The 24,475-nt window shown below is 54.1% G+C and carries 26 protein-coding genes and 1 tRNA gene; 16 read left to right on the forward strand and 11 right to left on the reverse strand.

The window, feature by feature from the left end:
• Positions 1–77 precede the first annotated feature (77 nt).
• The 5 genes from G6Q15_RS06000 to G6Q15_RS06020 all read right to left on the reverse strand — a co-directional run bounded on the left by G6Q15_RS06000 (position 78) and on the right by G6Q15_RS06020 (position 2,672).
• Positions 78–154, reverse strand: a tRNA-Arg gene (locus G6Q15_RS06000).
• A 74-nt stretch (positions 155–228) separates the two neighbouring features.
• The gene (locus tag G6Q15_RS06005) at positions 229–741 is read right to left on the reverse strand and encodes a DUF1178 family protein (RefSeq protein ID WP_164116710.1); all 513 of its coding nucleotides are present in this window, start codon (positions 739–741) and stop codon (positions 229–231) included.
• The gene (locus tag G6Q15_RS06010) at positions 738–1,559 is read right to left on the reverse strand and encodes a carbon-nitrogen hydrolase family protein (protein WP_164116712.1); all 822 of its coding nucleotides are present in this window, start codon (positions 1,557–1,559) and stop codon (positions 738–740) included. The genes G6Q15_RS06005 and G6Q15_RS06010 overlap by 4 nt, the downstream gene beginning before the upstream one ends.
• A 15-nt stretch (positions 1,560–1,574) precedes the next feature.
• The gene (gene grxC / locus G6Q15_RS06015; protein ID WP_164116714.1) at positions 1,575–1,832 is read right to left on the reverse strand and encodes a glutaredoxin 3; all 258 of its coding nucleotides are present in this window, start codon (positions 1,830–1,832) and stop codon (positions 1,575–1,577) included.
• 75 nt (positions 1,833–1,907) lie between these two features.
• A complete protein-coding gene (locus tag G6Q15_RS06020) occupies positions 1,908–2,672 on the reverse strand; it encodes a ComF family protein (protein ID WP_164116717.1) in 765 nt (254 codons plus the stop codon).
• 44 nt (positions 2,673–2,716) lie between these two features.
• Between G6Q15_RS06020 and G6Q15_RS06025 the strand changes: the two genes are divergently transcribed.
• Entirely contained in the window at positions 2,717–3,610 is an 894-nt protein-coding gene (locus tag G6Q15_RS06025) for a methyltransferase domain-containing protein (protein WP_164116720.1), read from the forward strand.
• Positions 3,611–3,998: 388 nt separating this feature from the next.
• On the opposite strand, the gene ppdK is transcribed toward G6Q15_RS06025, so the two are convergent.
• Genes ppdK through G6Q15_RS06040 form a run of 3 tightly spaced genes read right to left on the reverse strand, consistent with a single transcriptional unit; the run spans position 3,999 to position 9,684 of the window.
• Positions 3,999–6,674 carry a pyruvate, phosphate dikinase gene (ppdK, locus tag G6Q15_RS06030; RefSeq protein ID WP_164116722.1) on the reverse strand — a complete coding sequence of 892 codons (2,676 nt, stop codon included), beginning with the start codon at positions 6,672–6,674 and terminating at the stop codon, positions 3,999–4,001.
• 9 nt (positions 6,675–6,683) lie between these two features.
• Positions 6,684–8,753 (reverse strand): glycine--tRNA ligase subunit beta, encoded by a 2,070-nt coding sequence (glyS, locus tag G6Q15_RS06035; protein WP_164116724.1) that lies wholly within the window; start codon positions 8,751–8,753, stop codon positions 6,684–6,686.
• Position 8,754: 1 nt separating this feature from the next.
• A complete protein-coding gene (locus tag G6Q15_RS06040; RefSeq protein WP_164116726.1) occupies positions 8,755–9,684 on the reverse strand; it encodes a glycine--tRNA ligase subunit alpha in 930 nt (309 codons plus the stop codon).
• Positions 9,685–10,012: 328 nt separating this feature from the next.
• On the opposite strand from G6Q15_RS06040, the gene G6Q15_RS06045 reads away from it, so the two are divergent.
• From G6Q15_RS06045 to G6Q15_RS06110, 14 genes are all read left to right on the forward strand, one after another.
• Positions 10,013–10,354 carry a UrcA family protein gene (locus G6Q15_RS06045; RefSeq protein WP_164116728.1) on the forward strand — a complete coding sequence of 114 codons (342 nt, stop codon included), beginning with the start codon at positions 10,013–10,015 and terminating at the stop codon, positions 10,352–10,354.
• Positions 10,355–10,463: 109 nt separating this feature from the next.
• Positions 10,464–10,883 carry a hypothetical protein gene (locus G6Q15_RS06050; protein ID WP_164116730.1) on the forward strand — a complete coding sequence of 140 codons (420 nt, stop codon included), beginning with the start codon at positions 10,464–10,466 and terminating at the stop codon, positions 10,881–10,883.
• Positions 10,880–11,083, forward strand: a complete 204-nt coding sequence (locus G6Q15_RS06055; RefSeq protein WP_164116732.1) for a helix-turn-helix transcriptional regulator — start codon at positions 10,880–10,882, stop codon at positions 11,081–11,083. The genes G6Q15_RS06050 and G6Q15_RS06055 overlap by 4 nt, the downstream gene beginning before the upstream one ends.
• Positions 11,061–11,528, forward strand: coding sequence for a hypothetical protein (locus G6Q15_RS06060; protein WP_164116734.1), 468 nt, complete (start codon positions 11,061–11,063; stop codon positions 11,526–11,528). Before G6Q15_RS06055 ends, G6Q15_RS06060 begins: the two co-directional genes overlap by 23 nt.
• Positions 11,529–11,571: 43 nt before the next feature.
• Positions 11,572–12,036 (forward strand): hypothetical protein, encoded by a 465-nt coding sequence (locus G6Q15_RS06065; RefSeq protein ID WP_164116736.1) that lies wholly within the window; start codon positions 11,572–11,574, stop codon positions 12,034–12,036.
• A 36-nt stretch (positions 12,037–12,072) separates the two neighbouring features.
• A complete protein-coding gene (locus G6Q15_RS06070) occupies positions 12,073–12,516 on the forward strand; it encodes a hypothetical protein (protein ID WP_164116738.1) in 444 nt (147 codons plus the stop codon).
• Between the two features lie 46 nt (positions 12,517–12,562).
• Positions 12,563–13,501 carry a TraB/GumN family protein gene (locus G6Q15_RS06075; RefSeq protein WP_164116740.1) on the forward strand — a complete coding sequence of 313 codons (939 nt, stop codon included), beginning with the start codon at positions 12,563–12,565 and terminating at the stop codon, positions 13,499–13,501.
• A 173-nt stretch (positions 13,502–13,674) separates the two neighbouring features.
• Positions 13,675–14,589, forward strand: coding sequence for a TraB/GumN family protein (locus G6Q15_RS06080; protein WP_205518105.1), 915 nt, complete (start codon positions 13,675–13,677; stop codon positions 14,587–14,589).
• Between the two features lie 131 nt (positions 14,590–14,720).
• The gene (locus G6Q15_RS06085) at positions 14,721–15,407 is read left to right on the forward strand and encodes a 50S ribosomal protein L25/general stress protein Ctc (RefSeq protein WP_164116744.1); all 687 of its coding nucleotides are present in this window, start codon (positions 14,721–14,723) and stop codon (positions 15,405–15,407) included.
• A 115-nt stretch (positions 15,408–15,522) separates the two neighbouring features.
• Positions 15,523–16,092, forward strand: a complete 570-nt coding sequence (gene pth, locus G6Q15_RS06090) for an aminoacyl-tRNA hydrolase (protein WP_164116746.1) — start codon at positions 15,523–15,525, stop codon at positions 16,090–16,092.
• Positions 16,093–16,155: 63 nt separating this feature from the next.
• Positions 16,156–17,145: an SDR family oxidoreductase gene (locus tag G6Q15_RS06095; RefSeq protein ID WP_164116748.1), complete on the forward strand. Its 990-nt coding sequence runs from the start codon at positions 16,156–16,158 to the stop codon at positions 17,143–17,145.
• Between the two features lie 102 nt (positions 17,146–17,247).
• Positions 17,248–18,348, forward strand: a complete 1,101-nt coding sequence (ychF, locus tag G6Q15_RS06100) for a redox-regulated ATPase YchF (protein WP_164116750.1) — start codon at positions 17,248–17,250, stop codon at positions 18,346–18,348.
• 42 nt (positions 18,349–18,390) lie between these two features.
• Positions 18,391–19,653: an ectonucleotide pyrophosphatase/phosphodiesterase gene (locus tag G6Q15_RS06105; RefSeq protein ID WP_240330782.1), complete on the forward strand. Its 1,263-nt coding sequence runs from the start codon at positions 18,391–18,393 to the stop codon at positions 19,651–19,653.
• A gap of 12 nt (positions 19,654–19,665) precedes the next feature.
• Entirely contained in the window at positions 19,666–20,118 is a 453-nt protein-coding gene (locus G6Q15_RS06110; protein WP_164116752.1) for a MaoC family dehydratase, read from the forward strand.
• Positions 20,119–20,138: 20 nt separating this feature from the next.
• Here G6Q15_RS06110 and G6Q15_RS06115 read toward each other — a convergent pair whose 3' ends face one another.
• The 3 genes from G6Q15_RS06115 to mutL form a co-directional block, all read right to left on the reverse strand.
• Positions 20,139–20,705, reverse strand: a complete 567-nt coding sequence (locus G6Q15_RS06115) for a hypothetical protein (protein ID WP_164116754.1) — start codon at positions 20,703–20,705, stop codon at positions 20,139–20,141.
• A 115-nt stretch (positions 20,706–20,820) separates the two neighbouring features.
• Positions 20,821–21,414, reverse strand: coding sequence for a hypothetical protein (locus tag G6Q15_RS06120; RefSeq protein WP_164116756.1), 594 nt, complete (start codon positions 21,412–21,414; stop codon positions 20,821–20,823).
• Positions 21,411–23,237, reverse strand: coding sequence for a DNA mismatch repair endonuclease MutL (gene mutL / locus G6Q15_RS06125; protein WP_164116758.1), 1,827 nt, complete (start codon positions 23,235–23,237; stop codon positions 21,411–21,413). The genes G6Q15_RS06120 and mutL overlap by 4 nt, the downstream gene beginning before the upstream one ends.
• 180 nt (positions 23,238–23,417) lie before the next feature.
• Here mutL and G6Q15_RS06130 point away from each other — a divergent pair, with 180 nt between their 5' ends.
• On the forward strand, positions 23,418–24,461 hold the full coding sequence (locus G6Q15_RS06130) for a rod shape-determining protein (RefSeq protein ID WP_164116760.1): 1,044 nt from the start codon (positions 23,418–23,420) through the stop codon (positions 24,459–24,461).
• The last annotated feature ends 14 nt before the right edge of the window (positions 24,462–24,475 follow it).

The following is a 24,475-nucleotide window of genomic DNA, read 5'->3' on the forward strand; positions in this document are numbered from 1 at the left end:
GTTCAGGCGCGCACCTTCATATTCTTCGTTCATGCCCATCAGAGGCCTTGGCGGCGTTCGTGAAAGTCAGATCAAAATGGTGCACCCGACAGGATTCGAACCTGTGGCCCCCAGATTAGGAATCTGGTGCTCTATCCGACTGAGCTACGGGTGCGCACATATCGCAGCCATGCTCTAATGTGGATATCAGTGGTTTTCAAACCTTATCTGACGCAAGCTTGGTTAACTCTAATTTTTCGCCTCTGGCGGGACGACGGGGAGCGGCAGCGGCGCCACTGATATGCCTTCGTCGATCAAATCCTGTGCTTCTTCCTCACTGGTTTCACCATGGATCAACTCCTGCTCAACTTCGCCATAATGGATATCACGTGCGCGCCGCGCGAAATCACTGCCGACCCAGGTCGATTTTTCAAGCATCTGTGACTGCGCCTTGGCAAGTGCACCAATCATATCTTGCATCTTTTGGTTGATTTCTGGCACATTTTGCATGGCCACAGCATCTTCAGTTGCAGGCGCTTCAACCTGACTTCCCGCAGCAGAGGCCGTAGCGACCACTTCCTGCACCTGATTACCCTTGGCACCGACATTAGGAGCCATCACAGCTTTCTGGATGTCATGATCGCCGCATGTGGGACAGCATAGCAGACCGGTCCGCTTCTGCTCGGCAAAAGCCTCACTGGACGCAAACCACCCTTCAAAAACATGGCCGCCAGAGCGACAGACAAGATCAAATACAATCATGAGACGGTATAATCCTCTATTTCCCTTGCATTGGCAAGAGATGGCAACCTTTGCCGCACTTTTTCAATCTGTTCCATATCAAGTTCCACAACAGCAAGCCCTGGTTCCTGCCCCCCGTCATGCAGCACCCTGCCCCATGGGTCGACCACCAGACTATGACCATAGGTTTTGCGCCCATCCTCGTGCATTCCGCACTGGGCCGCGGCAATGACAAAGCTGCTTGTTTCGATGGCACGGGCACGAAGCAACACATGCCAGTGTGCCTCACCTGTTGGTACGGTAAATGCCGCTGGTATGGCGATAATATCAGCCTTTGCTTCGGCTAACTTGCGATAAAGTGCCGGGAAACGGATATCATAGCAGATGCTGAAACCCAGTCTTTGTCCCGCAATATCGGACAGCACAACATGCGCTCCCGCTTTATAAACACTGGATTCACGCCAATTGTCGCCGCCGCCCAGTTCGACATCGAACAGGTGTATCTTGTCATAATGAGCACGGACCTTACCGGTGTTGTCAATCAGGATGGAGCGGTTGCGCCATTTTCCATCTCCATGGTCCACCGCAAGCGAACCAATATGGACGCTGATTCCATGTTGGCGTGCAGCCTTACGGACCTCCGCCAGAAAAACATCATCTTCCTCACACGCAATCTTCTCTGCCGCGCGCTTTCTGTCACGGTCGAGCATATTCGACATTTCAGGCGTAAAAAGTACCTCGGCACCCTGCCCAACCGCATCTGCAACAGCAGACACCACCACAGCCGCATTAACCGCGGGATCGATCCCCCCATTCATCTGCAAAAGCGCGATTTTCATACCTGTCTTTTGCGCCTATGTGCTCAACAACGGATCAAGCCCGCCTTTGGCATCCAGCGCATACAGGTCATCACAGCCGCCAATATGCTGACCGTTAATGAATATCTGCGGCACAGTCGTGCTGCCATTTGAACGTTCCAGCATCTCGGTACGCTTCGGCCCGCCCATGCTGATCTCAAACTCTTCGAATTCCGCACCCTTGCCTTTCAAAAGGCTTTTCGCCCTTACGCAATAGGGGCAATAGAATTTCGTATATATTTCAACCTTCGCCAATGCTTCTTCCTTTGATGGATTACATCCTGTTCATCGTAGAAATGGGGTACTGTTCGGCAGAAAACAAGTGTGGCATCAATGCCCACCGCCGCCCTCTTCTCCATCGCGCAATACCCGTGCCCAGCAATATATGGTCACTGTCTGTGCACCTGCTTTTTTGAGCTGTATCACACAGGCATTGGTTGTTGCACCGCTGGTATAGACATCATCGATCAGCATGATGTCACGTCCCCTTATGTCATCCAGATATTTGGGATTCACTTTTATCGCTCCCTGCAGGATTTTACGGCGCTGCTGCGCGGTCATGCCTTTGAGCGGCGGTGTCGCCCTCGTACGAAGTAGGCTATCAAGGAGAATATCAATTTCATGGCTGTCGTGCAGTGCCTGTGCAATCAGTGCCGCCTGGTTAAACCCGCGCCGCCATATGCGGCCGCGGTGCAGCGGCACAGGCACCAACAGCAGATTATCGCAATCATCTGGCATATGACGCCCCAGAAACCGCGCGATCAGTTTTGCAAGGCCAATCCGGCCCGCATATTTGAGCTTGAGCGGTATCTGCCGTGACAGCTCATCATAAACGACCGCTGCCCTTACCCCGTCATGCTTTGGCGGCCTGGCAAGACACGGGGCGCATAGCAGTTCATCATCGCGCGCCACATCGAAAGGGCGGCCACAGGCGCTGCAGCATGGATCGGTAATGAATTTAAGCTGTGGCCAGCATGTACCGCAAAACTGCAGGTCATTCTCCACCATATCGCCGCAGGACGGACAACGCGGCGGGATGATGATGTCCAGCACCGGCCTTACCACCTGGTCATAAAAGCTTTTAAACGCCCCCATTTTTTAAGCTTGTCGCAGGATGCGGTCCAAGGCACAAGGCTCCAATGGTCCAGACCGTATCCGATTCATCCGCACGGCCCGCGGATATTTTTGATCGCAAGCGGCGGCAGCTTGCGCGTGACCGCGCCACGCGCAGCGATGCTTCCCATGAGTTCCTGCATGCGCATATGGCCGAAGAAATGCTCGAGCGGCTGCAATGGGTGAAACGGGATTTCAATGATGTACTTGTCATCGGCAGTGCACCGGGGCAGCTTATTTCCGGGCTTAAGGCGCAGGGAATGGCGCTAACATACGCAGATAGCAGTGCGGCATGTTGCGCGCGCCACGAAGGTGTGCATTGCGAAGAAGACAGATTACCATTTGAAGCGCACAGTTTTGACCTGATAATCTCCAATGGCGTTCTGGACAGCGTGAACGACCTGCCAGGTGCACTGATCCAGATGCAGCACATATTGCGGCCAGACGGGCTTTTTCTCGCCGCTTTTGTGGGCGCAGGCTCGCTACCACAGCTGAAAGCCGCGATGATGGCTGCCGATAGCGCCAAGAACAGTGAAACGATGGCCGCGCATATCCATCCGCAAATCGACGTGCGTGCTGCGGGCGATCTCCTCACACGTGCGGGCTTTACAATGCCCGTGGCCGATGGCGAGCGGCTAACAGTGCGCTATTCCGACCTGCCTTCGCTGGTGCGCGACCTGCGCGGCATGGGGGCACATAATGTACTCGCATCCAAGCCGCCCTATATCGGCAAGCAGGGCCTGCTGGCCGCTGCCAATCATTTTGCAGAATCTGCTGACAATGACGGCAAGACCAGCGAGATATTCGAACTCATATATCTGAGCGGCTGGGCACCCGATGCCAGCCAGCCCAAACCCGCAAGGCGCGGGAGCGGGAAGGTTTCCCTAGCATCGACACTAAAGCCGACTGGTCGTCAATAGCCGTGTAATTGGGCGGCGAAGCCCCACCTTTCAGGGCCGACTAGCAGGCGTATGAGTAATTCTCGCTATGAATGTCAAATGTGCCCACAAAATCCACTGTATCATCGCAATACTGGATGAAGTGGCCTGTGTGATAAGCCATATTGCCACCAGGTTGCGAGAAATACAGCGTCTCATATCTAATATTCGGCGAGGATCCCGGCCCTGTATTGGCAGTTGACAGTAGGAAAATCGAACTTAAAGCCGCGATTGTTAAACGTTTCATGCTTCTTCTCCTTCAGATGAGGCAAAACCATGCACAATTACTCAAGCCGTCACAATAAAACAGCCTGAAGATTAAATATTTTTAATATAAATCAATATTTTGATATATAAATCAAGCTCTGCATTACTGATTGGCGAGAGCAGCCTGCGCCGCTGCCAATCTGGCTATCGGTACACGGTAAGGCGAGGCGCTGACATAATCGAGGCCTGTTTTGGCGCAAAACGCGATCGACGCCGGGTCGCCGCCATGCTCTCCGCAAATGCCAAGTTTGATGTCAGGCCGGGTGACCCTGCCCTTTTCAGCCGCAATCTCGATCAACTGTCCGACACCATCGATATCAAGCGAAACGAACGGATCGCGCGCATAAATGCCCTTGTCGACATATTGGCCCAGGAACCGTGCCGCATCATCACGTGACACACCCAACGTGGTCTGCGTCAGATCGTTGGTGCCAAAGCTGAAAAACTCACCGCTTGCCGCGATTTCACCGGCCATCAGCGCCGCACGCGGCAGCTCAATCATGGTGCCGACAAGATAGTCAACGCTTTGTCCGCGCTCGGCAAATACCGCCTTTGCCGCGCCATCGACCACCTCTTTCATCAAATCCAGCTCACGTTTCGTGCCCACTAGCGGAATCATCACTTCAGGGATTGGTGCCTTACCCGATTTTTCGAGCACGTCACAGGCCGCTTCAAATATCGCCTTTGCCTGAATTTCATATATTTCAGGATAGGTGACACCAAGACGGCAACCACGATGACCAAGCATCGGGTTAAATTCGTGCAGCTCATTTGCCCGGCGTTTCAGCGCCTCAATACCTATACCCGTCGCTTCGGCCACATCCTTGAACTCGTTTTCACTGTGTGGCAGGAATTCATGCAGCGGTGGATCAAGCAGTCGGATGGTGACGGGAAGCCCCACCATCACTTCGAAAATCTCGGTAAAATCCTGTCGCTGTTCAGGGAGTAGCTTGTCGAGCGCCACACGGCGGCCTGCTTCGTTTTCCGCCAGAATCATCTGCCGCACCGCGGTGATACGTGCGGCGTCAAAAAACATATGTTCGGTGCGGCACAGGCCAATGCCCTCCGCGCCGAAATCGCGCGCGACGCGGCAATCGGCAGGCGTTTCGGCATTGGTGCGTACATTCAGCTTGCGTGAACGGTCCGCCCATTCCATCAGCGTGCCGAAATCTCCGACCAGTTCAGGCTGAATGGTGGCAACCTCACCCGCCATCACTTCACCAGTGGAACCATCGAGCGTCAGCATGTTACCCTCTTTCAAAGTACGGCCCGCGACTGTCATGCTGCGTGTTTCATTATCGATCACCAGTTCACCCGCGCCCGATACACATGGCCGCCCCATACCGCGCGCTACCACGGCGGCGTGACTGGTCATACCACCTCGGGCGGTCAATATGCCTTCTGCGGCATGCATGCCGTGAATATCCTCGGGCGAAGTTTCCATGCGCACGAGGATGACATGCTCACCCATACCTTTGCGCCGTTCAGCAGTATCGGCGTCAAATACGATCACGCCCGCCGCAGCGCCCGGGGATGCCGGAAGGCCGCGTGTCAGCACGTCACGTACAGCGTCCGGGTCCAGTGTGGGGTGGAGCAGCTGATCCAGCGCCATCGGATCGACCCGCTGTACTGCTTCTTCCTGAGTAATCAGGTCTTCATTCGCCATATCCACCGCGATCTTCAGCGCTGCCTTTGCCGTGCGCTTGCCGCTGCGTGTCTGCAGCATCCAAAGTTTGCCGCGTTCAACGGTGAACTCAATGTCCTGCATGTCGCGGTAGTGTTTCTCAAGCAGGTCGAACACACCCGCCAGCTCGGCATAGGTCTCCCCCATCGCCTCTTCCATGCTCAGCGGCTTGGCACCCGCTTCCTCGCGCGCAGCCTTGGTGAGATATTGCGGCGTGCGGATGCCCGCAACCACATCCTCGCCCTGTGCGTTGATAAGATATTCGCCGTAATAGGCGTTGCTGCCATCGGACGGATTGCGCGTAAACGCAACGCCCGTCGCGCTGGTTTCGCCCATATTACCAAACACCATCGCCTGCACATTGACCGCCGTACCCCAGTCGCCCGGAATGTCATTCAATCGGCGATAAACCTTGGCACGTTCCGCCTGCCAGCTTCCAAAGACAGCGGTGATCGCGCCCCATAGCTGGTCATTCACATCCTGCGGGAACGGCTTGGCCCACTGCTCCTCAACCAGCGTTTTATATTCGGCGACCAACGCCTTCCAATGTTCAGCTTCCATCTCGGTATCGTTATAAAAACCATTGTCTTCCTTGACGATTTCGAGCGCCTCTTCAAATGCATCATGGTCAAGACCCAGCACGACATCACTGTACATCTGAATAAAACGGCGATAGCTGTCCCATGCGAAACGTTCGTCACCGCTGACTTTGGCAAGGCCTTCGACCGTCGCATCGTTAAGGCCCAGGTTGAGCACCGTGTCCATCATGCCCGGCATCGACACCCGCGCACCGGAGCGCACTGAAACGAGCAGCGGATTGGCCGCATCCCCAAATGTCTTACCCGTCACGCTTTCAATATGCGCGATGGCCTGCGCCACTTCACCGATCAGGCTATCGGGATATGTTTCGCCATCGGCATAATAGCGTGTGCACAGCTCGGTCGAAATGGTGAATCCCGGAGGAACCGGCAGGCCAATCGACGCCATTTCCGCAAGGTTCGCGCCCTTACCGCCGAGCAGGTTGGTACGCGCCAGCTTATCGTCTTCCTGCGCATCCGAAACACCGCCGCCGAAACGAAATACATATTGGGTCATGCTATTGGCTTATCCTTCGATCTTGGAAAAATCTGCAACTGTATGCACGGCATTTCGTACCCGCATTAACAGGCCTAGCCGCGCTTCGCGTTTTACGGGGTCGGCATCGTTCACTGTTACATCTTCAAAGAAACTGTCAATCGGCCCACGCAGGCTGGCTAATGCTGCCATCGCGCCTTCGAAATCCTCCGCTGTAATAGCAGCGGCCGCTTTGGGTTCGGCACTATCAAGTGCCGCAATGAGGCCCGCCTCAGCCTTTTCAGGCGTGTAAGACAGTGCTTTTTGTGCATCCGCATCCGCAACAACATCCTCTGGCGCTTCCTTCTTCAAAATATTCGAAGCCCGCTTATATCCCGCCAGTAAATTGGTGCCGTCCTCGGTTTCAACGAACGATTGAAGTGCCTTCACACGATTGACCATACGCACGTTGTCACCATCGGTTTCAACAACGACGACCGCATCAATCATGTCATGCTTGATTCCAGCATCTTTCTGCTGAACTTTAAGCCGGTCGATAAAGAAAGTTGCGATATCACGACCTGCATCCAAGCCACCTTCATGCGCAGCAGCGGTGATGAGGTCGCGTATTGAAACCCGGATATCGTTATTCAGGATAAGGCTTAATATTCCTATTGCAGCACGCCGAAGCGCAAACGGATCTTTCGAGCCTGTCGGCTTTTCATCAATCTGAAAAAAACCGACCAAAGTATCCAGCTTATCCGCCAAACTCACCGCTACCGTTACCGGCGCAGACGGCACATTATCACCCTGCCCAACTGGTTTGTAATGATCGCGAATAGCATCGCTGACTTCGGTCGGCAGGCCTTCTTTTTCCGCATAATAGCCGCCCATCAGGCCCTGTAGCTCGGGAAACTCGCCGACCATTTCGGTGACGAGATCGGCTTTGCACAGACACGCGGCCTGCTCGGCCATGTCGGCGTCGCCTTTGACAATGCCTTCCTCGCACAACCACCGTGCAAGCTTCGCCACACGTTCGACTTTGTCTGCGACCGTGCCCAGCTTTTCGTGGAAAACGATATCTTTCAACTTCTCGGCATGCTGTTCCAGCATAGTTTTTTGATCAAGTTCCCAGAAGAATTTTGCATCGGCAAGCCGCGCCGCGAGCACTTTTTCGTTGCCTGCCACAATCGCCTTGCCACCGTCATGCGCCGCTATATTGGCCGTGCAGACAAACGCGTTGGTGAGCTTGCCCGCATCATCACGCACTACGAAATATTTCTGGTTGATGCGCGTGGTAAGCTGGATCACCTCTTCGGGCACATCCAGGAACGCTTCGTCAAACCGGCCCAGCAGCGGCACCGGCCATTCGGTCAGGCCGGCGTTCTCGATCACTAGCCCTTCATCTTCGATTAGGGCCAGTCCTGCATCAGCGGCGGCTTTGACCGCGCCCTCACGGATAATCGCTTCACGCTCCGCATGATCGACAATTACATGACAGGCCCGCAGTTTCTCCACATAGTCATCAACGCCGCCGATAGTGATGGCCCCATCATGATGGAACCTGTGCCCCACCGTGTCATAGCAGGAGGCCACGTCGCCAATCTCACATTCGACAAGATCATCGCCGAATATCGCGACGATGCCTTGCAACGGCCGCACCCAGCGCAAGCTTTCGGTGGTGGCGCTCGCATCACCCCAGCGCTGTGACTTGGGCCATGGGAAGGCTTTGATGATCGCGGGGATGGCTTCGGCCAGAACATCCCTGGTCGCGCGGCCCGGCGTATCAACCACGGCAAAATATGTCGGACGCCCTTTGACATGACGCACCTCAAGCTGGTCACGCGTCACACCGTTTTTGCGGCAAAACCCGTCAACAGCCTGATCGGGCGCACCCTCGGGCGGCCCTTTGGCTTCTTCGCTAACCGCTTCGGTTTCGACGGGTAGACCCTTTGCAATTAAGGCCAAGCGGCGGGGTGTCGAATAAACGGTGATGTCTTCGGACTTCAGCCCGGCATCGCCAAGCTGCGCAGCAAAGAGCTTCTCAAGGTCCGTGCGCGCCTTTGCCTGCATACGTGCGGGAATTTCTTCGCTGAGGATTTCAAGGAGGAAGTCGGTCATATTATACGCTCCATCCTTCATACTCGGCGGCCCAGCGTTCTTTATTTTTATCGATCCACGCCTCGCATGACCCTTTGGCCAAGTCGCGGACACGGCCCATATAGGCTTGCCGTTCGGCAACCGAAATCACGCCGCGTGCCTGTAGCAGGTTGAAGATATGGCTGGCTTTCACTGCCTGCTCATACGCAGGCAGTGGCAATTTATGTTCCAGGCAATTCTCGCATTCCGCGGTTGCTTTTTTAAACAGGTCGAACAGCGTTTCAGTGTTCGCCACCTCAAAATTCCAGGTGCTTTGCTGTACCTCATTTTCATGGAACACGTCGCCATACGTGACGCCCTTGCCGTTGAAATCAAGGTCATAAACACTGTCGACACCCTGAATATACATGGCCAGACGTTCCAAGCCGTATGTCAGCTCGCCCGCAACAGGCTTGCAGTCATACCCGCCCATTTGCTGAAAATAGGTAAACTGCGTGACTTCCATCCCGTCACACCACACTTCCCAGCCCAGGCCCCAAGCGCCCAGCGTGGGACTTTCCCAGTCATCCTCCACAAAACGGATGTCGTGCAGTAGCGGGTCGATGCCGATTGCGTCCAGGCTGCCCAAATACAGCTGTTGCAGGTTGGCGGGTGAAGGTTTGAGTATCACCTGATACTGGTAATAATGCTGAAGCCGCATCGGATTGTCGCCATAACGGCCATCGGTCGGACGGCGGCAAGGCTGCACAAACGCGGCGTTCCAAGGCTCCGGCCCAAGAGCGCGCAAAGTTGTCGCGGTGTGAAACGTGCCCGCACCCATTTCCATGTCATAAGACTGCAGGATCAAGCAGCCATGATCGCTCCAGTAATTATGGAGCGTCAGGATCATGTCCTGAAAGCTCATTTTTCCGCTCTTTTGCGCGGGTTGTCCCGCTGGCTGCGCATTGCCCATCTAAGTCCGCCTTCGCACTTGCAACAATTTTAAAATGCAATGGCGGATGATACCGCGTGGGTCAAGAAAGCTTGGTGATAAATCTGCGATTCTTTCATGCCGGCATGCTTTTTAATGCGTCCATATGAAGGGCAAAAAGACCTTTTTGAAAATTTTTTCGCTATTTAAACATGACATTAAGTCATTTAACCATGTCATTTAGTCAGGTGTTGTTGACATAGTCAGCGAATCAAGACATAAAGTAAGGGAAGCATGACATTGTGTCAGTTTCAAGTTACATACCTCCCACCCCACAGGGACAATTTGAACCGTTTGAAAGGAATAAATCATGTTTAAGAAAACCGCCTTTACCATCGCCGCCGCATGCATGGCTGTATCACCAGCTATGGTTGCTGCGCAAACCAATGACACAGTCAGCGTAACTGTACAGACCAATGACCTTGATCTCGCCAATGCCAAAGACCGTTCGCGTCTGGATTTCCGTATCAAATCGGCAGCCCGGAAGATTTGCGGAGAAAATGCAAGTCGTTCAATTGCTGCATCAAAAATCCATAAAGAATGCATTGCACAGGTTGTTTCAAATGCCCAACCCACGGTTGAATTGGCCGTTTCCAAAGCTGCTACACGAGTTGCACTGAACAGTTATGCGACGCGTCCAGCCAATGGGTAAGCTTGCTGGAGTAAGGGGGCGGCATAGTCCGCCCCACTAGCATTGCAAAGTGAGTATAATGCAGTCATGCACAGCGGAAAAGCAGGTTACAGATTTAAGAGGTGTCTCAATGGCCAGAAGTTCTTATCGATACACGACTACAAAACTGGATATTCTATTCGCATTTCTTGCACCGGTAAGCATCTTCCTGTTTGCTGATGGACCGCCGAAAAATGCAGAAATCCCTCCTGTTTTTGGCCAATATGTTATGGCGGCGATAGGTATAGGTGCAACCCTTCTGTTCAGCTTAATTGCCACGAAGGCTGCCGACCTGGACCGAAGGTGCGCTGAAGAATATGCCTTTCAGATGCTTGCCAACGCTGCGGTTATCGCAGTCATAACAACGATGTTCACCCATGTTATCTGGGATATGAGCGTTCTTAATGACATGGGATTGCCCAAGCCATCTTCAGGCCAAATCATTGGTGTTCTCGTGCTCAGCTGGGCCGCAGGCTATGCCATCTACAGAATCCGCGGAATCAAATCATGAAGAACCGCCTCAAAGTCCTGCGTGCGGAACGCGACTGGTCACAGGCGGAACTCGCCGGACGGCTGGATGTTTCCCGTCAGGCAGTGAATGCCATCGAGACCGGGAAATACGACCCCTCGCTTCCCCTCGCCTTTAAAATCGGCCGCCTGTTCAGCCAACCCATCGAAGAGATTTTCGATGACGAATTTGATGGAGAATAACATGACAGATCAAAGACCAGGGTATGGCGAAGAGAAAGAAAAGGCAAGTAAACGTCAGTTTAACAATGCTTTAGCTATATCGGCCATCATTGGCATCATTATAGCCGCCGCGCTGAAATATGCGCAGGGCGACAGTGGCAGTATATTCACTGCATCGCCGGATACAATGTCCATAAGCCCGGCCCTGGCTATCGGCCTCACAATATTGGTGCTAGCCGGCTTCATCGTATTTCCAGTGCTTGGTCTATTCAGGATGGACGAATTGGAACGCGGTCATAATGTCAATGCAAGTGCACTGGCTGGCCTTTATGGTATCACGGCTTTCCCGGCATGGCATCTGCTCTCGCTCGGAGGCCTCCTGCCGGCTCCAACAGCGGTAGGATTGTTCCTGATAATCTTTTGCGGTGGTTTTCTCTCTTACCTTTTCCTCAAGTACCGCCATTAGTTTTAACCAATAGATACATAGTCAACCGGATCAGGAAATTATCATGACCGATACATCAAAAACACAATCACCTGCAAAAACACCCATGTCACCGCGCGCAAAAAAATACTGGCTCAGTCTTATCGCTGCTAGTGCGCTTGGCCTGATTGGCGGTTTTCTAATCTACCCGATCGGGTATGAGCTGGGCCGGGCTGCAGGTTCAGGCGAAATGCCGGCCGGAAGCTGGTTCGAGGCTCCGATCGATTCCACCACGGCAGTTATCATTGCCCTTATCTGGGGCGTAGCCCTGCCACTGCTGTGCATTCTTTATCACAAGAATGTTGATGAGCAGGAAGAGCACGCTTTTCTGTGGGCCGGACTTATCGGCTGGTACGCCATGGTGATCATTGCACCGGTTTGGTGGGTGCTCGCCTGGGCTGGCATCTGGCCAGAAGCACATGTCATGGGTATTTTTGCAATAGGCATGATTGTAAATGCCATCGTCTTTTCCTGGAAAAAATTCCACTAAAAACAACACCTGAACTGCATCTAAAGGATTGGTTTAATGAACGATACTGACAAAAATTACGGTGAGCAAAAAGTTAAGAATCAAAACCGCAAAATGTTGAAGATGGTAGCTTTTTCACTCGTTATCGGAGGCGTTATCGGCACGCTTCTTAGGAATATTGATGGCGGTGCTGTTAATTTGCTCACAGGCAATACCGAGAATATCTCACTGAATCCACTCACCGCTATCCTCGTTGCAGCAGCAATATTTATCGGCCTGATTGGTTTCCCACTTTATTCGCTGCGTCATGTCGACGAACTGGAGCGGCGTATCAATATCAACGCCACCGCTATTTCAGGACTGGCAGTGCTCGGAGCTTTTCCAGTTTGGTTGCTGCTCGCCATTGGCGGACTGCTTCCCCACCCCACTGCTTATGGAATGTTTCTGATCGCCATGGCATCAGGTTTCGTATCCTATCTGTGGCTTAAATTTCGCCCATAACCAAGTTATCAATTAAATTCAAATACTAAACACAAGGAGAATATACATGAAGAAACTACTGCTTAATACCGCACTTGGCGCACTTACTCTTGGCATCGTCAGCGTTGCATCGCCCACGATGAATACAGCGCTGGCCCAGGAAGCGGCCGCACCGGCCGCCACCGAAGATACAAAAACTGTCGACGTTGATCCCGCATTGTGGGTCGTCAAGGACGAAGACACCACCATTTACATGTTCGGTACGGTGCACTTCTTACGTCCGGGGCTCAGCTGGTTTGACGAAGCTGTCAAAACCTCTTTTGACCAGTCAGACGAGCTTGTTGTTGAGATTTTATCTCCTGACGGCCCTGATGCGCAGCAGATGGTCATGCAACTGGCGACCGACACAAGCGGAACTTCACTACGCGACAAGCTGGAGAGCGAAGATCGGGCTGCATATGAAGCCGCGATGAAAAAACTCGGGTTACCGGAACAGGCATTTGACCAGTTCAAACCGTGGTTCGCGTCTCTTAATCTGGGCCTGCTGCCAGCGCTAAAAAGCGGCTATAATCCGAACAGTGGTGCAGATAAAATCTTGATCACCAAAGCCAAAGAATCAGGTAAGAAGCTGAGCGAGCTGGAAACTGTTGCATTCCAGATGAACATGCTGGCAGGCAGCAATATAGAGGACCAGATCAAAGGCTTGAACTACACCGTGCAGAATGTCGACAAGGCCGTCCCTACGATCGATGGTATGGTGACAGCATGGAGCGAAGGTAAACCTGATGACCTTGCCGAGATAATGAATGCCAACATATTGAATGGTAGAATGTATGACACTTTCCTGACCCGCCGCAATGCCGCGTGGTCACGCTGGATTGATGAACGGCTTGACCAGCCGGGCACAGTGTTCATCGCTGTCGGCGCGGGCCACCTGGCCGGTGATGGGAGTGTGCAGGAACAGCTGAAACTACGCGGTATCGATACTGCCCGTATCAACTATTAAAATGCATAGTACACAGATTTGAAGCAGACGCTCCCCAAGCAATTCTGTTTCAATAGGGGGCCGGGAGTAGCCAAGGCTGCTTCCGGCCCTTGCTGTTATTAAGTGTGTCTCCTGTCAGCTCAGAGACTCTATTTTCAAGGCAGTTTCCATTCAAGCCGTAACGCATTATGGTCATGGCTATGCTACATAGATTGATCCTACCAATTTTTACGGCTGTCTTTCTTACCGCATGCGGCCAGAGTGCCAATACAGCGCCGGTGGATATCGTGCAGCCCGACGACCCCAGCCCTGCGCTTTGGGAAATAAGCAGCAAGGGGCAACCTTCTTATCTGTTCGGCACAGTGCATATCTTGCCCGAAAACATCGCGTGGCAGGACAATGTTGTGGATGCTGCAATTGCCCGTGCAGACCATCTGATCCTGGAGCTTGATCCTGCCGAAACGCCGGAGAGGATTGGTGACATATTCACCGTTATGGCAACCACGCCAGGCCAACCGCCGCTAAAAAACCGCATTGATACAGATTTGCATGATGAAGCCGCAGACATCATGCAGGAATACAGCCTGCCTGCATCCCTTTTTGCCAATGTGGAAAGCTGGGGCGCAGCGTTAATGATATCATCGAGCCTTTCAGGCAAAACCGGTGCGCGCGGCGAATTTGGCGTGGAAGAAATATTGACCAGCGCTTTCAGGAAAAATGGCAGGCATATTTCCGGCCTGGAAAGCGCCACACAGCAATTTGGCTATTTCGATGGACTTTCTGAAAGCGATCAGCGCGCCATGCTGGAAGCCGTGATTGACGGTGCAGACGAGTCTGCTGCCAATTACAAACGCCTGCTCGAAAGCTGGCTTACAGGCGATACGAAAATGCTGGAAACTATTCTGGCACAAGGTTTTGACAGTCGTCCATCCATTCGCAAAGCCGTAGTTACGGCCCGCAACCGGGACTGGGCAGAGCAGATTGCGGGTAAATTGGAAAGCGGCGGCAGTATATATTTTATTGCTGTGGGCGCAGGTCATTTTACCGGGCCTGACAGCCTGCAGAAGCTGCTCACTGAAAAAGGATATACAGTGAAACGCCTGCAATAGCAGCAGATGGGTCAAGACTCTGCTTGCATTATCCCCTCTCCCCCCCTATAGCGCCCGCTTCCCGGCCATGTTCATCCCTGGAGGTGTGGCGGGAAACACATGAAACACTTATTTTTATTTGGAGACTGACTATGAGCGATCAGCTTACACTGTCGGCCGAGACACGCGAAAAAGCAGGCAAGGGAGCCTCTCGTGCGCTACGTCGTGAAGGCCGCATCCCCGCCGTGATTTACGGAGACAAACAGGACGCACAACCCATCCATGTGGAAGAGCGCGAACTGACCAAACTCCTGCACACCGGCCATATGATGAATTCACTGGTGGAAATCACCCTTGGCAAGGACAAGATCCGTACCCTGCCAAAAGACGTCGCTTTGCACCCCGTTTCTGATCGTCCGCTCCACGCCGACTTCCTGCGCCTGGCCAAAGGTGCCACGGTTGAAGTTGCCGTACCTGTTGTCTTTGTTAACCAGGAAGAATCGCCTGGCCTGAAACGTGGCGGCGTTCTCAACGTGGTCCGCCACGAGCTTGACCTCGTCTGTGATGCAGCACGCATTCCCGACGAAATCGAGCTGGACGTAACCGGCCTTGAAGTGGGTGACTCGATCCATATTTCCGCCGTCAGCCTGCCGGAAGGCAGCGAGAGCGCGATTACCGACCGCGACTATACGATCGCAACGGTTGTTGCTCCATCCGCTCTGAAGAAATCAGACAGCGAAACCGATGAAGATGAAGAAGAAACCGAAGGCGAAGAAGGTGCAGAAGCAGCTGAAGGCGCAGAAGGTGAAGCAACTGAAGGTGAAAACAGCGAAGATTAATTTCTTTGGAATCTATTAAAAAGGCGCGGCTTGCAACCTTGCAATCCGCGCCTTTTTTGTATTCTGGTAGCGATGCGTACATATTGGGGGCAGCGCAAGGAGAGAAACAGACACTATGCAATTATGGGTAGGCCTTGGTAATCCTGGTGCTGAATATGCGCTGCACCGTCATAACGTCGGATTTATGGCAATGGACGCGCTGTGCGAAGTGCATGATTTTCCTGATTATAAAAAGAAATTTCTCGGCTGGGCTACGGAAGGTCGGTTTGGAAGCAAAAAGGTCATTATCCTGAAACCCGCCACGTTTATGAATAAAAGCGGACAGGCAATTGGCGAGGCCATGCGCTTTTACAAGCTCACCGAGCAGGATGTGACCGTTTTTCACGACGAACTTGACCTTGAACCATTCAAGATCAAGGTGAAGTGTGGTGGCGGCTTAGCCGGGCATAATGGCCTTAAATCCACCGCAGCACATCTGGGGCCCGACTTTCGCCGTGTACGTATCGGCATTGGTCACCCTGGCCACAAAGATCGCGTCCACGGCCATGTGCTGGGCAATTATGCCAAAACCGAAATGGACGATCTCGCACATATGCTCGGTGCAATTGCTGCTGAAGCGCATTGGCTGGCCGAAGACAATGATCCACGCTTTATGAGCGACGTGGCGCTTCGCATGCAAGAATAGCTGCTGAGTTGCATCGCCAACGGGTGCGTATATACTCCTGACTAGATGTAAAGGAGCCACCCCATGCCCAAATCACCCCCACTTTCTCGCCGCCAGATACTTGCTGGCACAGCCGCAGTGGGAACTGCTGCAGCTATTCCCGCCATTGCCAGCCAGTCGGCAAAAAAAGCAGATATGTCCGGTAGATCTGTAATTATCACGGGCTGCTCGTCCGGTTTTGGCTATTTGAGCGCGCTGCATTTTGCGCGAGCAGGCGCGAAAGTTATTGCCACCATGCGCAACCTGCCACGCGGTGAGGCGGATAAATTACGCGCTGAAGCGGACGGCCTGGACCTGCATATCGTGGAAATTGACGTGCTGTCCGATGAATCCGTCAGCGAAGGCGTCGCCGAAGCCGAACGCATCGCAGGCGGCGCAATCGACGTGCTGGTTAACAATGCAGGCATTGGCATTACCGGCCCGGTCGAGGTTCAGGACATGGAAGCCACACAGCTTATTTTCGATACCAATGTCTATGGCGTACAGCGCATCCTCCGCGCCGCTCTGCCCGCCATGCGCAAGGCAAAGTCGGGGCAGATATTCAATATCTCATCGCAGCTTGGCCGCGTGATCGTGCCAGGTGCTGGCCACTATAGCGCCACCAAATTCGCGCTAGAGGCACTGAGCGAACAGATGGCCTATGAGCTGGTTCCGTTTGGCATTGATGTCACCATCATCCAGCCCGGTGGCTACCCAACCAAGGTCTGGGTTAACCGCAACCGCTATACTGCTGCACTTAAAGAGCGCACTGCGACGAACAGGCTGGAAGGATATGGCGCGATGGCGGCTGGTATGGGCAAGGAAGATGGCAGCGGGCGCAGCGCTGACCCAATGGACGTGCCACGCGCGATGACCGATATCATCGCCTTGCCCGTCGGCAAGCGCCCGCTGCGCCGTGCAGTACATCCTGGCGGCAAGCCGCAGCTACCTATCAATAAAGTCTGCGCCAAGGTGCAGCAGGACTGGCTTGGCAGGTCGCCTTATGGTCCGCTTGTCAATGCGGTTCATGACTAGAAGCAAAAGAACCGCATCAGCACTGGCATCTTGAGCAAACTGGCGCTAAAGGACGCTGGCGAGGCGCGGCATATGGCCGCCGGACGAGATTAAGGACATATCATGGGTTTCAAATGCGGCATTGTGGGGCTTCCCAATGTAGGTAAATCGACACTGTTCAACGCGCTAACCGAGACACAGGCAGCGCAGGCGGCCAATTATCCGTTCTGCACGATCGAACCCAATGTTGGTCAGGTCGCTGTACCTGATCCACGTCTGTACAAGATTGCGGAAATTGGCGGCAGTGCCAAAATCATCGAAACACAGCTTGGCTTTGTCGATATCGCGGGCCTTGTCAAAGGCGCGTCACAGGGCGAAGGCCTGGGCAACCAGTTTCTTGCCAATATCCGCGAAGTTGACGCGATTGTGCATGTTCTGCGCTGTTTTGAGGATGACGATATCCAGCATGTCAGCAATACGGTTGATCCGATTTCAGACGCCGAAATTGTCGAAACCGAATTGCTGCTCGCCGATCTGGAAAGCCTGGAAAAGCGCGTCCCGAACCTGATCAAGAAAGCGCAGCAGGGCGACAAGGAAGCCAAAGCATCTGCATCCGTTCTGGGCAAAGCGCTCGACCTGCTGCGTGATGGTAAGCCTGCGCGCCTTACCGAGCCTGATGGCGAGGAAGAAGAGCGGCTGTTTGCACAGGCGCAACTTATTACGTCGAAACCCGTTCTTTACGTTTGCAATGTCGATGAAGACAGCGCCGCCGAAGGTAATGAATTTAGCGTCAAGGTGTTTGAAAAAGCCGCCGCAGAAGGCGCAGAAGCGGTAATCGTTTCCGCCGCGATTGAAGCAGACCTTGTCGGCATGTCGTTCGATGAAAAAATGGAATTCCTGTCCGATCTTGGCCTGAAAGAAACCGGCCTCGCGCGGATTATTCGCGCAGGATATGAGCTGCTTCACCTGATTACCTTTTTCACCTGCGGGCCCAAGGAAGCGCGTGCCTGGACGGTCGAAAAGGGTTCAAAAGCCCCACAGGCGGCAGGTGCAATCCACAGTGACTTCGAACGCGGTTTCATCCGTGCAGAAACCATCGCTTATGACGACTATATCGAACTGGGCGGCGAAAGCGGCGCGCGTGACGCAGGTAAATTGCGTCAGGAAGGCAAGGAATACGTAACGCAGGATGGCGACGTCATGTTGTTCAAATTCAACGTCTGATTTTCAGCTAGCAGCTTGGCAGATGCGCTGTTAGAAAGCGCCATGCTGAAAAAAATATCCTGCACGATTCTGCCCGCCATGTGTATGGCGCTGGCAGCCTGTACCGTTAACCAACCCATTTCTGTGCAGCCGGGCGTAGCAGGTCAAGCATCGCCTGAAGCGCACGCGCCTGTCACAATATTGGTTTCGATCGACGGCTTCCGCCCAGATTATCTGCAACGAGGAATTACACCTAACCTCAATGCGCTGGCCGAAAGCGGCATCAGCGCAGCGATGCGGCCCAGTTTCCCGACCAAGACATTCCCCAATCATTACACGCTGGTCACCGGCCTGCGCCCTGACAGGCACGGCGTGGTCGGCAACACAATGCGCGATGCAGCACGGCCCGGTGAAGTGTTCACCATGGCCAACAAAGACATATTCTGGTGGCAACAGGCTGAACCCATCTGGATCACGGCGGAGGAACAGGGTGTGCACACTGGTACAATGTTCTGGCCGGGATCGGAAGTCGCTTTTGCGGGCACGCGTCCTGCAAACTGGTGGCCTTTTTCGATGGATCTCAGCAACGATCGCCGTGTGGAAGCCGTGTTGGATTGGATGCGACGTCCGGCAGAAACACGGCCAAAGCTGGTGACACTCTATTTCGACACGGTGGATACCGCCGGACATTTTTATGGACCCGCGCTTTCGGAAAAACTGAACGCGGCGATTGCCGATGCGGACAAACAGATTGGCGCGCTCAAATCCGCGCTCGACAAAATGGGACAACCCGCAAATTTCGTCATTACTTCGGACCACGGTATGGCCGAAACGCATCCTGACCGGGTGATATATATGGACAGCATATTGGCGCGTGACAAATACGTGCTGGTTACCGATGGTACCTATGCAGGCATAGACCCGCTGAACGGCGATATAGGCAGCATCCGGGCCGCATTTGTGCGTACGCATGCACACATGCAATGCTGGGAAAAAGGCAATATCCCGGCACGCCTGGAATATGGTGAGAACCCGCGCGTTCCAGCCATTATCTGCCTCCCGGAAACCGGCTGGAAAATCTATCAGGACAAACCGGAATGGATGACCGGCATTGGCGGCGACCACGGCTATGACAATGCCGACCCCGACATGGCGGCACTGTTTATCGCCAGCGGACCGGGCATCGCCGCAAAAGGCGGCATTGCCCCGTTCGATAATGTCAGCATTTATCCCCTGATAGCACGCCTTGCGGGCATTACCCCCAAAGCGAACCAGGGCAGTCTCGCGCCATTTGGCGATGCGGTCAAAGCCCGGACAGAACAATAGTCAGGAACAGCCATGATCTATTTTGAAGACATTGAGGTAGGCACCACCCAATCATTCGGATCGTATGAAGTAACTCGCGAAGAAGTGATTGATTTTGCGTCAAAATATGACCCGCAGCCTTTCCACCTCAACGACGAGGCAGCAGCACAAACCTATTTCGGGCGCTTGTCCGCCAGCGGCTGGCACACATGCGCAATGACAATGCGTATGCTGGTTGATTCCATGATGGAAAGGAAAGCCGCAAGCCTGGGTTCGCCGGGCGTCGACAAAGTGCGCTGGCTCCAGCCCGTTTATCCTGGCGATACATTGCGCGTCGAAAGCGAGGTGCTTTCGAAACGGCAGTCGGAAAGCAAGCCTCAAATGGGCAGTTTTCAGAGCGAAATGACTGTCTATAACCAGAATAACGAACCGGTCATGACCATGGTTTCAATTGCACTGATGCGCGTACGCGCAGATGCCGCCTGAAGATACGGGCTCACCAGGCTTTACAGGTTGCAGCTATACTCCCCGCCGCGATAGACACGCACCTGGTCCCCTTCACCGCGCACCACCATGGCAGCATCCCAGACCAGCGATTTCACATTTCGCTTGGAGCCGCTCCCGCGATCAGGCGTGATTTCAATTGCAAAATCGGGGCCTCTGAATTCGGGGCCCGCGGCAAGATAGCCCATACGTCCCGCTTTTGACGCAGTGAGGTCGATCGCATCTCCGCCCATACGGACAATCGCCTTGGGCCTGCCGCGGGAGCTTGAGGGCGCATTCGCGACGAGCAGCGAATCCTTTTCACCCTTCATCTTGAAGCTACAGCCCTTGAGTGGACCGATCAGTTCCTGGAAATCTTCCAGCATGACTGGGGTGAGCCTGATATTATCTTCACTCGCCAGGATATTGCGTACCGGAATGATGCGATTATCTTCACCGACCAGTTTGCCTGCACGGCCATCATCGGACCAGGATACTCTCGCATTGTCCGTCATCGGTTCGCTCGAACCACAACCCGCAAGCAGGGCAGACGCCATAAGCGCAGCGGACAAGCCATAAAGATGCTTCATGATATTTTCTCTTTCTTCGCGCGGAGTCATGCACATTGACGCACGATTCTAAAAGAAAGAGGTAAATATTTCTTCAATATCTTAAGGCATTACATACCATGTGTTTAGCGCTTAATCATGCGCCGCAGGCATAAGTGCCTTCATAGCTGTTAGAGCCGCCTTCATCCTGTGCCACCTGCATTGTAGCAGGCCAGCCCATTGTTTCGACACCAATGCGTTTTCCATCACCATCTGCACGCTTGACCGTCACGCTTAATGCTTCGGATGTGAAATTACCGCCTTTTGCAAGCGTATCATAATCGCTGCCTTCAAATTGCAGAATGACCGGTGTGTCATTGATTTTAACGACAGCTTCACCCTTTTTGTCTGTCATCGGATCAGCCGTGGCCACCAATAGAGTCCCGCCATCAGGCTCGGACTGAAAACTGCAGCCCAGCCCTGCTTCAATGGCAGTTGAAAAATCCTGATACTCCATATTTTGCAGCATGGGCCGCGGACCGGAAGCACCGGAGCCATTGTCTCCCGCCAGCGGTCCACCATCCGGGCCGTCCCCAATACCGCCATCTGGCTCGACGGGAATCATTTTTTCGCCTGGCGCAGGATCGCTGCCCTGATTGGCCAGATTATTGTCCCCAGCATCGTCGTTGCCGGCATTGTTACACGCGGCAAGCGCCAGACATGCCACTAATGCCACCCATTTGCGCATCATTTCCTCCCAAACAGTTTTTCGATATCGCCGTGTGCGAGCTTGACCCATGTAGGGCGGCCATGATTGCACTGTCCTGAATGCGGGGTCACTTCCATTTCACGCAGCAGGGCGTTCATTTCAGGCACATTCAGTACGCGCCCTGCCCTGACCGACCCGTGACAGGCCATGGTTGCGGCCACCAGGTCAATCCGTTCTTTCAATGACAGACTTTCATCATAGGCGGCCAGCTCATCCGCGATATCCGTGACCAGCCCCGTCACGTCACCGCTGCCCAGCATGGCGGGCGTTGCACGCACCAGTACGGCGGAAGGGCCAAAACGTTCAAGTTCCAACCCAAACTCGGCAAGTTCGCCTGCGCGTTCCTCCAGCCGGTCGCAGGCCGTTTCATCCAGTTCGACAACTTCAGGCATCAGCAGTGCCTGTGACGCCACGCCGCCACCGCTGGCCTCCACCGCGCGGCGCATGCGTTCAAGCACCAGCCGCTCATGTGCGGCATGCTGGTCAACAATCACCAGGCCATCTTCGGCTTCGGCAATAATATAGGTTTTGGCCACCTGCCCCCGCGCGACGCCCAGAGGATGCTCACTGCCTGATGGCACAGGCTCTGCTGCGACAGCCGCGCGGCCCATAATGGGTGCAATATCTTCGGCATTTGGCGGCGGGGCATATCCAGCACTGCCTTCACCAACAGCAACTGGCGGCTGCACGGGATCCGCGTTGGCAGCTTGTCCCATTGCCGGGACTATGCCTTGCGGCGTAAATATATCGGGGTGTTTTGGCTCCACAGGCTCTGCCCGCCAATTGGACAAAGCCGATTGCGCCGGACGCTGTACGCTTCGAAAACCGCCTTCATCCAATGCTTTGCGCAGGCCGCTGACAATCATTCCGCGGATCATCGCCGCATCGCGGAAACGCACTTCAGTCTTGGCTGGATGTACGTTTACATCCACCGCCTCATTCGGCACATCAAGAAACAGCGCCACGATAGGATGCCGGTCACGCGCCAGCATATCGGCATAAGCCCCGCGCACTGCACCGGTAAGCAGCCTGTCTTTCACCGGACGACCATTGACGAACAGGAACTGGTGGTCGGCCACGCCGCGATTGTAAGTAGGAAGCCCGGCTATCCCGGTCAGGTGCACGCCCTCACGCTCCATATCTACGGCCACGCTGTTTTCCTGCAGTGCCCGGCTGGTGAGCGCAGCAACGCGTGCCAGCACATCGTCACCGCCCTGTACGGCAATGGATCGCCGCCCTTTGTGCTCCAGCGTAAACGCAATATCGGGCCGGGCCATGGCAAGGCGGCGAATAACATCACTGCATGCGGCATATTCACTGCGCGGCGTGCGCAGGAATTTGCGCCGCGCGGGTATTTTCGCAAACAGGTCACGCACCCGCACTCTCGTCCCTTTGGGTATCGCCGCCGGACCTTCCTCGATCAACTCACCATGGTCAATGATCCGGCGCCATCCATCACCGTCTGCGGTGCGGCTTTCAATGGTGAAATGCGACACGCTGGCAATTGATGGCAAAGCCTCACCGCGAAAGCCCATGGTGCTGACATTTTCGATATGTTCGTCGGGCAGTTTGGAGGTCGCGTGACGCTCAAGCGCCAGCGCCATATCTTCGGCGCTCATCCCGCAGCCGTCGTCGACCACTTCGAGCGCATCCAGGCCGCCAGACTGTAAAGTTACGTAAATATGCTGTGCACCCGCATCTATCGCATTTTCGACCAGTTCCTTGAGCGCGCTGGCGGGTCTTTCCACCACCTCGCCCGCAGCAATACGGTTTATCAACGCATTCGGGAGTCTTCTTATTGACATATGCGGCTTCCTAGCCCAAGCGAAGCAGTGAGGCGACCCCTATTTCACACGGCTTTGACCCCCACGAAAATTTTTGCCTTTTCGTGAGGATTTCGGCTAAGGGTGCGGCTTTATATTTAGCGCATGACCCGGCGTCCCCCACGTCATCATGACCGACTGGTAAAATGGAATATCGAACACATGTCTTTTTTTTCTAAACTGTTGAAATTCGGCTCTCACAACATGGCTATCGACCTCGGCACAGCGAACACGCTGGTTTATGTCCAGGATCAGGGGGTTGTTCTCAACGAACCTTCTGTAGTCGCCATTGAAACTATCAACGGCATAAAGAAGGTTCGCGCCGTTGGTGATGATGCCAAAATGATGATGGGCAAGACACCCGATTCGATAGAGGCCATCCGTCCGTTGCGTGACGGCGTTATAGCCGATATCGAAGTGGCCGAGCATATGATCAAGCACTTTATCCAGAAAGTGCATGGCCGCAAAAGCCTGTTCAGTTATCCTGAAATCGTGATCTGCGTGCCCAGCGGTTCGACTTCGGTTGAGCGGCGCGCTATTCGTGACGCAGCCTCCAATGCGGGCGCAAGCGAAGTTTACCTGATCCTTGAACCCATGGCAGCGGCCATTGGCGCCGATATGCCGGTAACCGAACCGATCGGGTCCATGGTGGTCGACATTGGCGGCGGCACGACCGAAGTCGCTGTCCTGTCGCTGCGCGGTTTGGCCTATACGACATCAGTCCGTGTGGGCGGAGACAAGATGGATGAAGCGATCGTGTCCTATGTTCGCCGCCATCACAATCTGTTGATCGGGGAAGCGACCGCAGAGCGGATCAAGAAAGATTTTGGCGTTGCGAAAAAACCTGCTGATGGTGAAGGCGTCAGCATTCAGATCAAAGGCCGCGACCTTGTGAACGGTGTACCAAAAGAAATCACCATTAATCAGGCGCAAATTGCCGAAGCACTCGCCGAACCTATCAGCACCATTGTCGAAGGCGTGCGTATCGCGCTGGAAAACACGGCGCCTGAACTTGCCGCCGATATTGTCGACCAGGGCATTGTGCTCACTGGCGGCGGCGCGCTGATTGCCGGTCTGGATGAGTTTATCCGCGAGGAAACCGGCCTGCCGGTCACTGTCGCTGAAGACCCGCTTAGCTGTGTCGCGATTGGTACAGGCCGGGCCATGGAAGAACCGATTTTCCGCGGCGTGCTTCACACCGCCTGATACATGCTGCCAAC

It is taken from the genome of Sphingorhabdus sp. Alg239-R122 (genome assembly GCF_900537065.1).
GTDB lineage: Bacteria > Pseudomonadota > Alphaproteobacteria > Sphingomonadales > Sphingomonadaceae > Alg239-R122.

Bases quoted from the DNA above. Each gene is read 5' to 3' on its own strand.
- ppdK (WP_164116722.1), bottom strand. From the start codon at position 6,674: ATGACCCAATATGTATTTCGTTTCGGCGGCGGTGTTTCGGATGCGCAG.
- ychF (WP_164116750.1), top strand. From the start codon at position 17,248: ATGGGTTTCAAATGCGGCATTGTGGGGCTTCCCAATGTAGGTAAATCG.
- G6Q15_RS06005 (WP_164116710.1), bottom strand. From the start codon at position 741: ATGATTGTATTTGATCTTGTCTGTCGCTCTGGCGGCCATGTTTTTGAA.
- G6Q15_RS06010 (WP_164116712.1), bottom strand. From the start codon at position 1,559: ATGAAAATCGCGCTTTTGCAGATGAATGGGGGGATCGATCCCGCGGTT.
- G6Q15_RS06060 (WP_164116734.1), top strand. From the start codon at position 11,061: ATGACGAATTTGATGGAGAATAACATGACAGATCAAAGACCAGGGTAT.
- G6Q15_RS06115 (WP_164116754.1), bottom strand. From the start codon at position 20,705: ATGAAGCATCTTTATGGCTTGTCCGCTGCGCTTATGGCGTCTGCCCTG.
- G6Q15_RS06110 (WP_164116752.1), top strand. From the start codon at position 19,666: ATGATCTATTTTGAAGACATTGAGGTAGGCACCACCCAATCATTCGGA.
- mutL (WP_164116758.1), bottom strand. From the start codon at position 23,237: ATGTCAATAAGAAGACTCCCGAATGCGTTGATAAACCGTATTGCTGCG.
- pth (WP_164116746.1), top strand. From the start codon at position 15,523: ATGCAATTATGGGTAGGCCTTGGTAATCCTGGTGCTGAATATGCGCTG.
- G6Q15_RS06045 (WP_164116728.1), top strand. From the start codon at position 10,013: ATGTTTAAGAAAACCGCCTTTACCATCGCCGCCGCATGCATGGCTGTA.
- G6Q15_RS06105 (WP_240330782.1), top strand. From the start codon at position 18,391: ATGCTGAAAAAAATATCCTGCACGATTCTGCCCGCCATGTGTATGGCG.
- glyS (WP_164116724.1), bottom strand. From the start codon at position 8,753: ATGACCGACTTCCTCCTTGAAATCCTCAGCGAAGAAATTCCCGCACGT.
- G6Q15_RS06095 (WP_164116748.1), top strand. From the start codon at position 16,156: ATGCCCAAATCACCCCCACTTTCTCGCCGCCAGATACTTGCTGGCACA.
- G6Q15_RS06120 (WP_164116756.1), bottom strand. From the start codon at position 21,414: ATGATGCGCAAATGGGTGGCATTAGTGGCATGTCTGGCGCTTGCCGCG.
- G6Q15_RS06070 (WP_164116738.1), top strand. From the start codon at position 12,073: ATGAACGATACTGACAAAAATTACGGTGAGCAAAAAGTTAAGAATCAA.
- G6Q15_RS06130 (WP_164116760.1), top strand. From the start codon at position 23,418: ATGTCTTTTTTTTCTAAACTGTTGAAATTCGGCTCTCACAACATGGCT.
- G6Q15_RS06075 (WP_164116740.1), top strand. From the start codon at position 12,563: ATGAAGAAACTACTGCTTAATACCGCACTTGGCGCACTTACTCTTGGC.
- G6Q15_RS06040 (WP_164116726.1), bottom strand. From the start codon at position 9,684: ATGGGCAATGCGCAGCCAGCGGGACAACCCGCGCAAAAGAGCGGAAAA.
- G6Q15_RS06020 (WP_164116717.1), bottom strand. From the start codon at position 2,672: ATGGGGGCGTTTAAAAGCTTTTATGACCAGGTGGTAAGGCCGGTGCTG.
- G6Q15_RS06080 (WP_205518105.1), top strand. From the start codon at position 13,675: ATGGCTATGCTACATAGATTGATCCTACCAATTTTTACGGCTGTCTTT.
- G6Q15_RS06025 (WP_164116720.1), top strand. From the start codon at position 2,717: ATGGTCCAGACCGTATCCGATTCATCCGCACGGCCCGCGGATATTTTT.
- G6Q15_RS06050 (WP_164116730.1), top strand. From the start codon at position 10,464: ATGGCCAGAAGTTCTTATCGATACACGACTACAAAACTGGATATTCTA.
- G6Q15_RS06085 (WP_164116744.1), top strand. From the start codon at position 14,721: ATGAGCGATCAGCTTACACTGTCGGCCGAGACACGCGAAAAAGCAGGC.
- G6Q15_RS06055 (WP_164116732.1), top strand. From the start codon at position 10,880: ATGAAGAACCGCCTCAAAGTCCTGCGTGCGGAACGCGACTGGTCACAG.
- G6Q15_RS06065 (WP_164116736.1), top strand. From the start codon at position 11,572: ATGACCGATACATCAAAAACACAATCACCTGCAAAAACACCCATGTCA.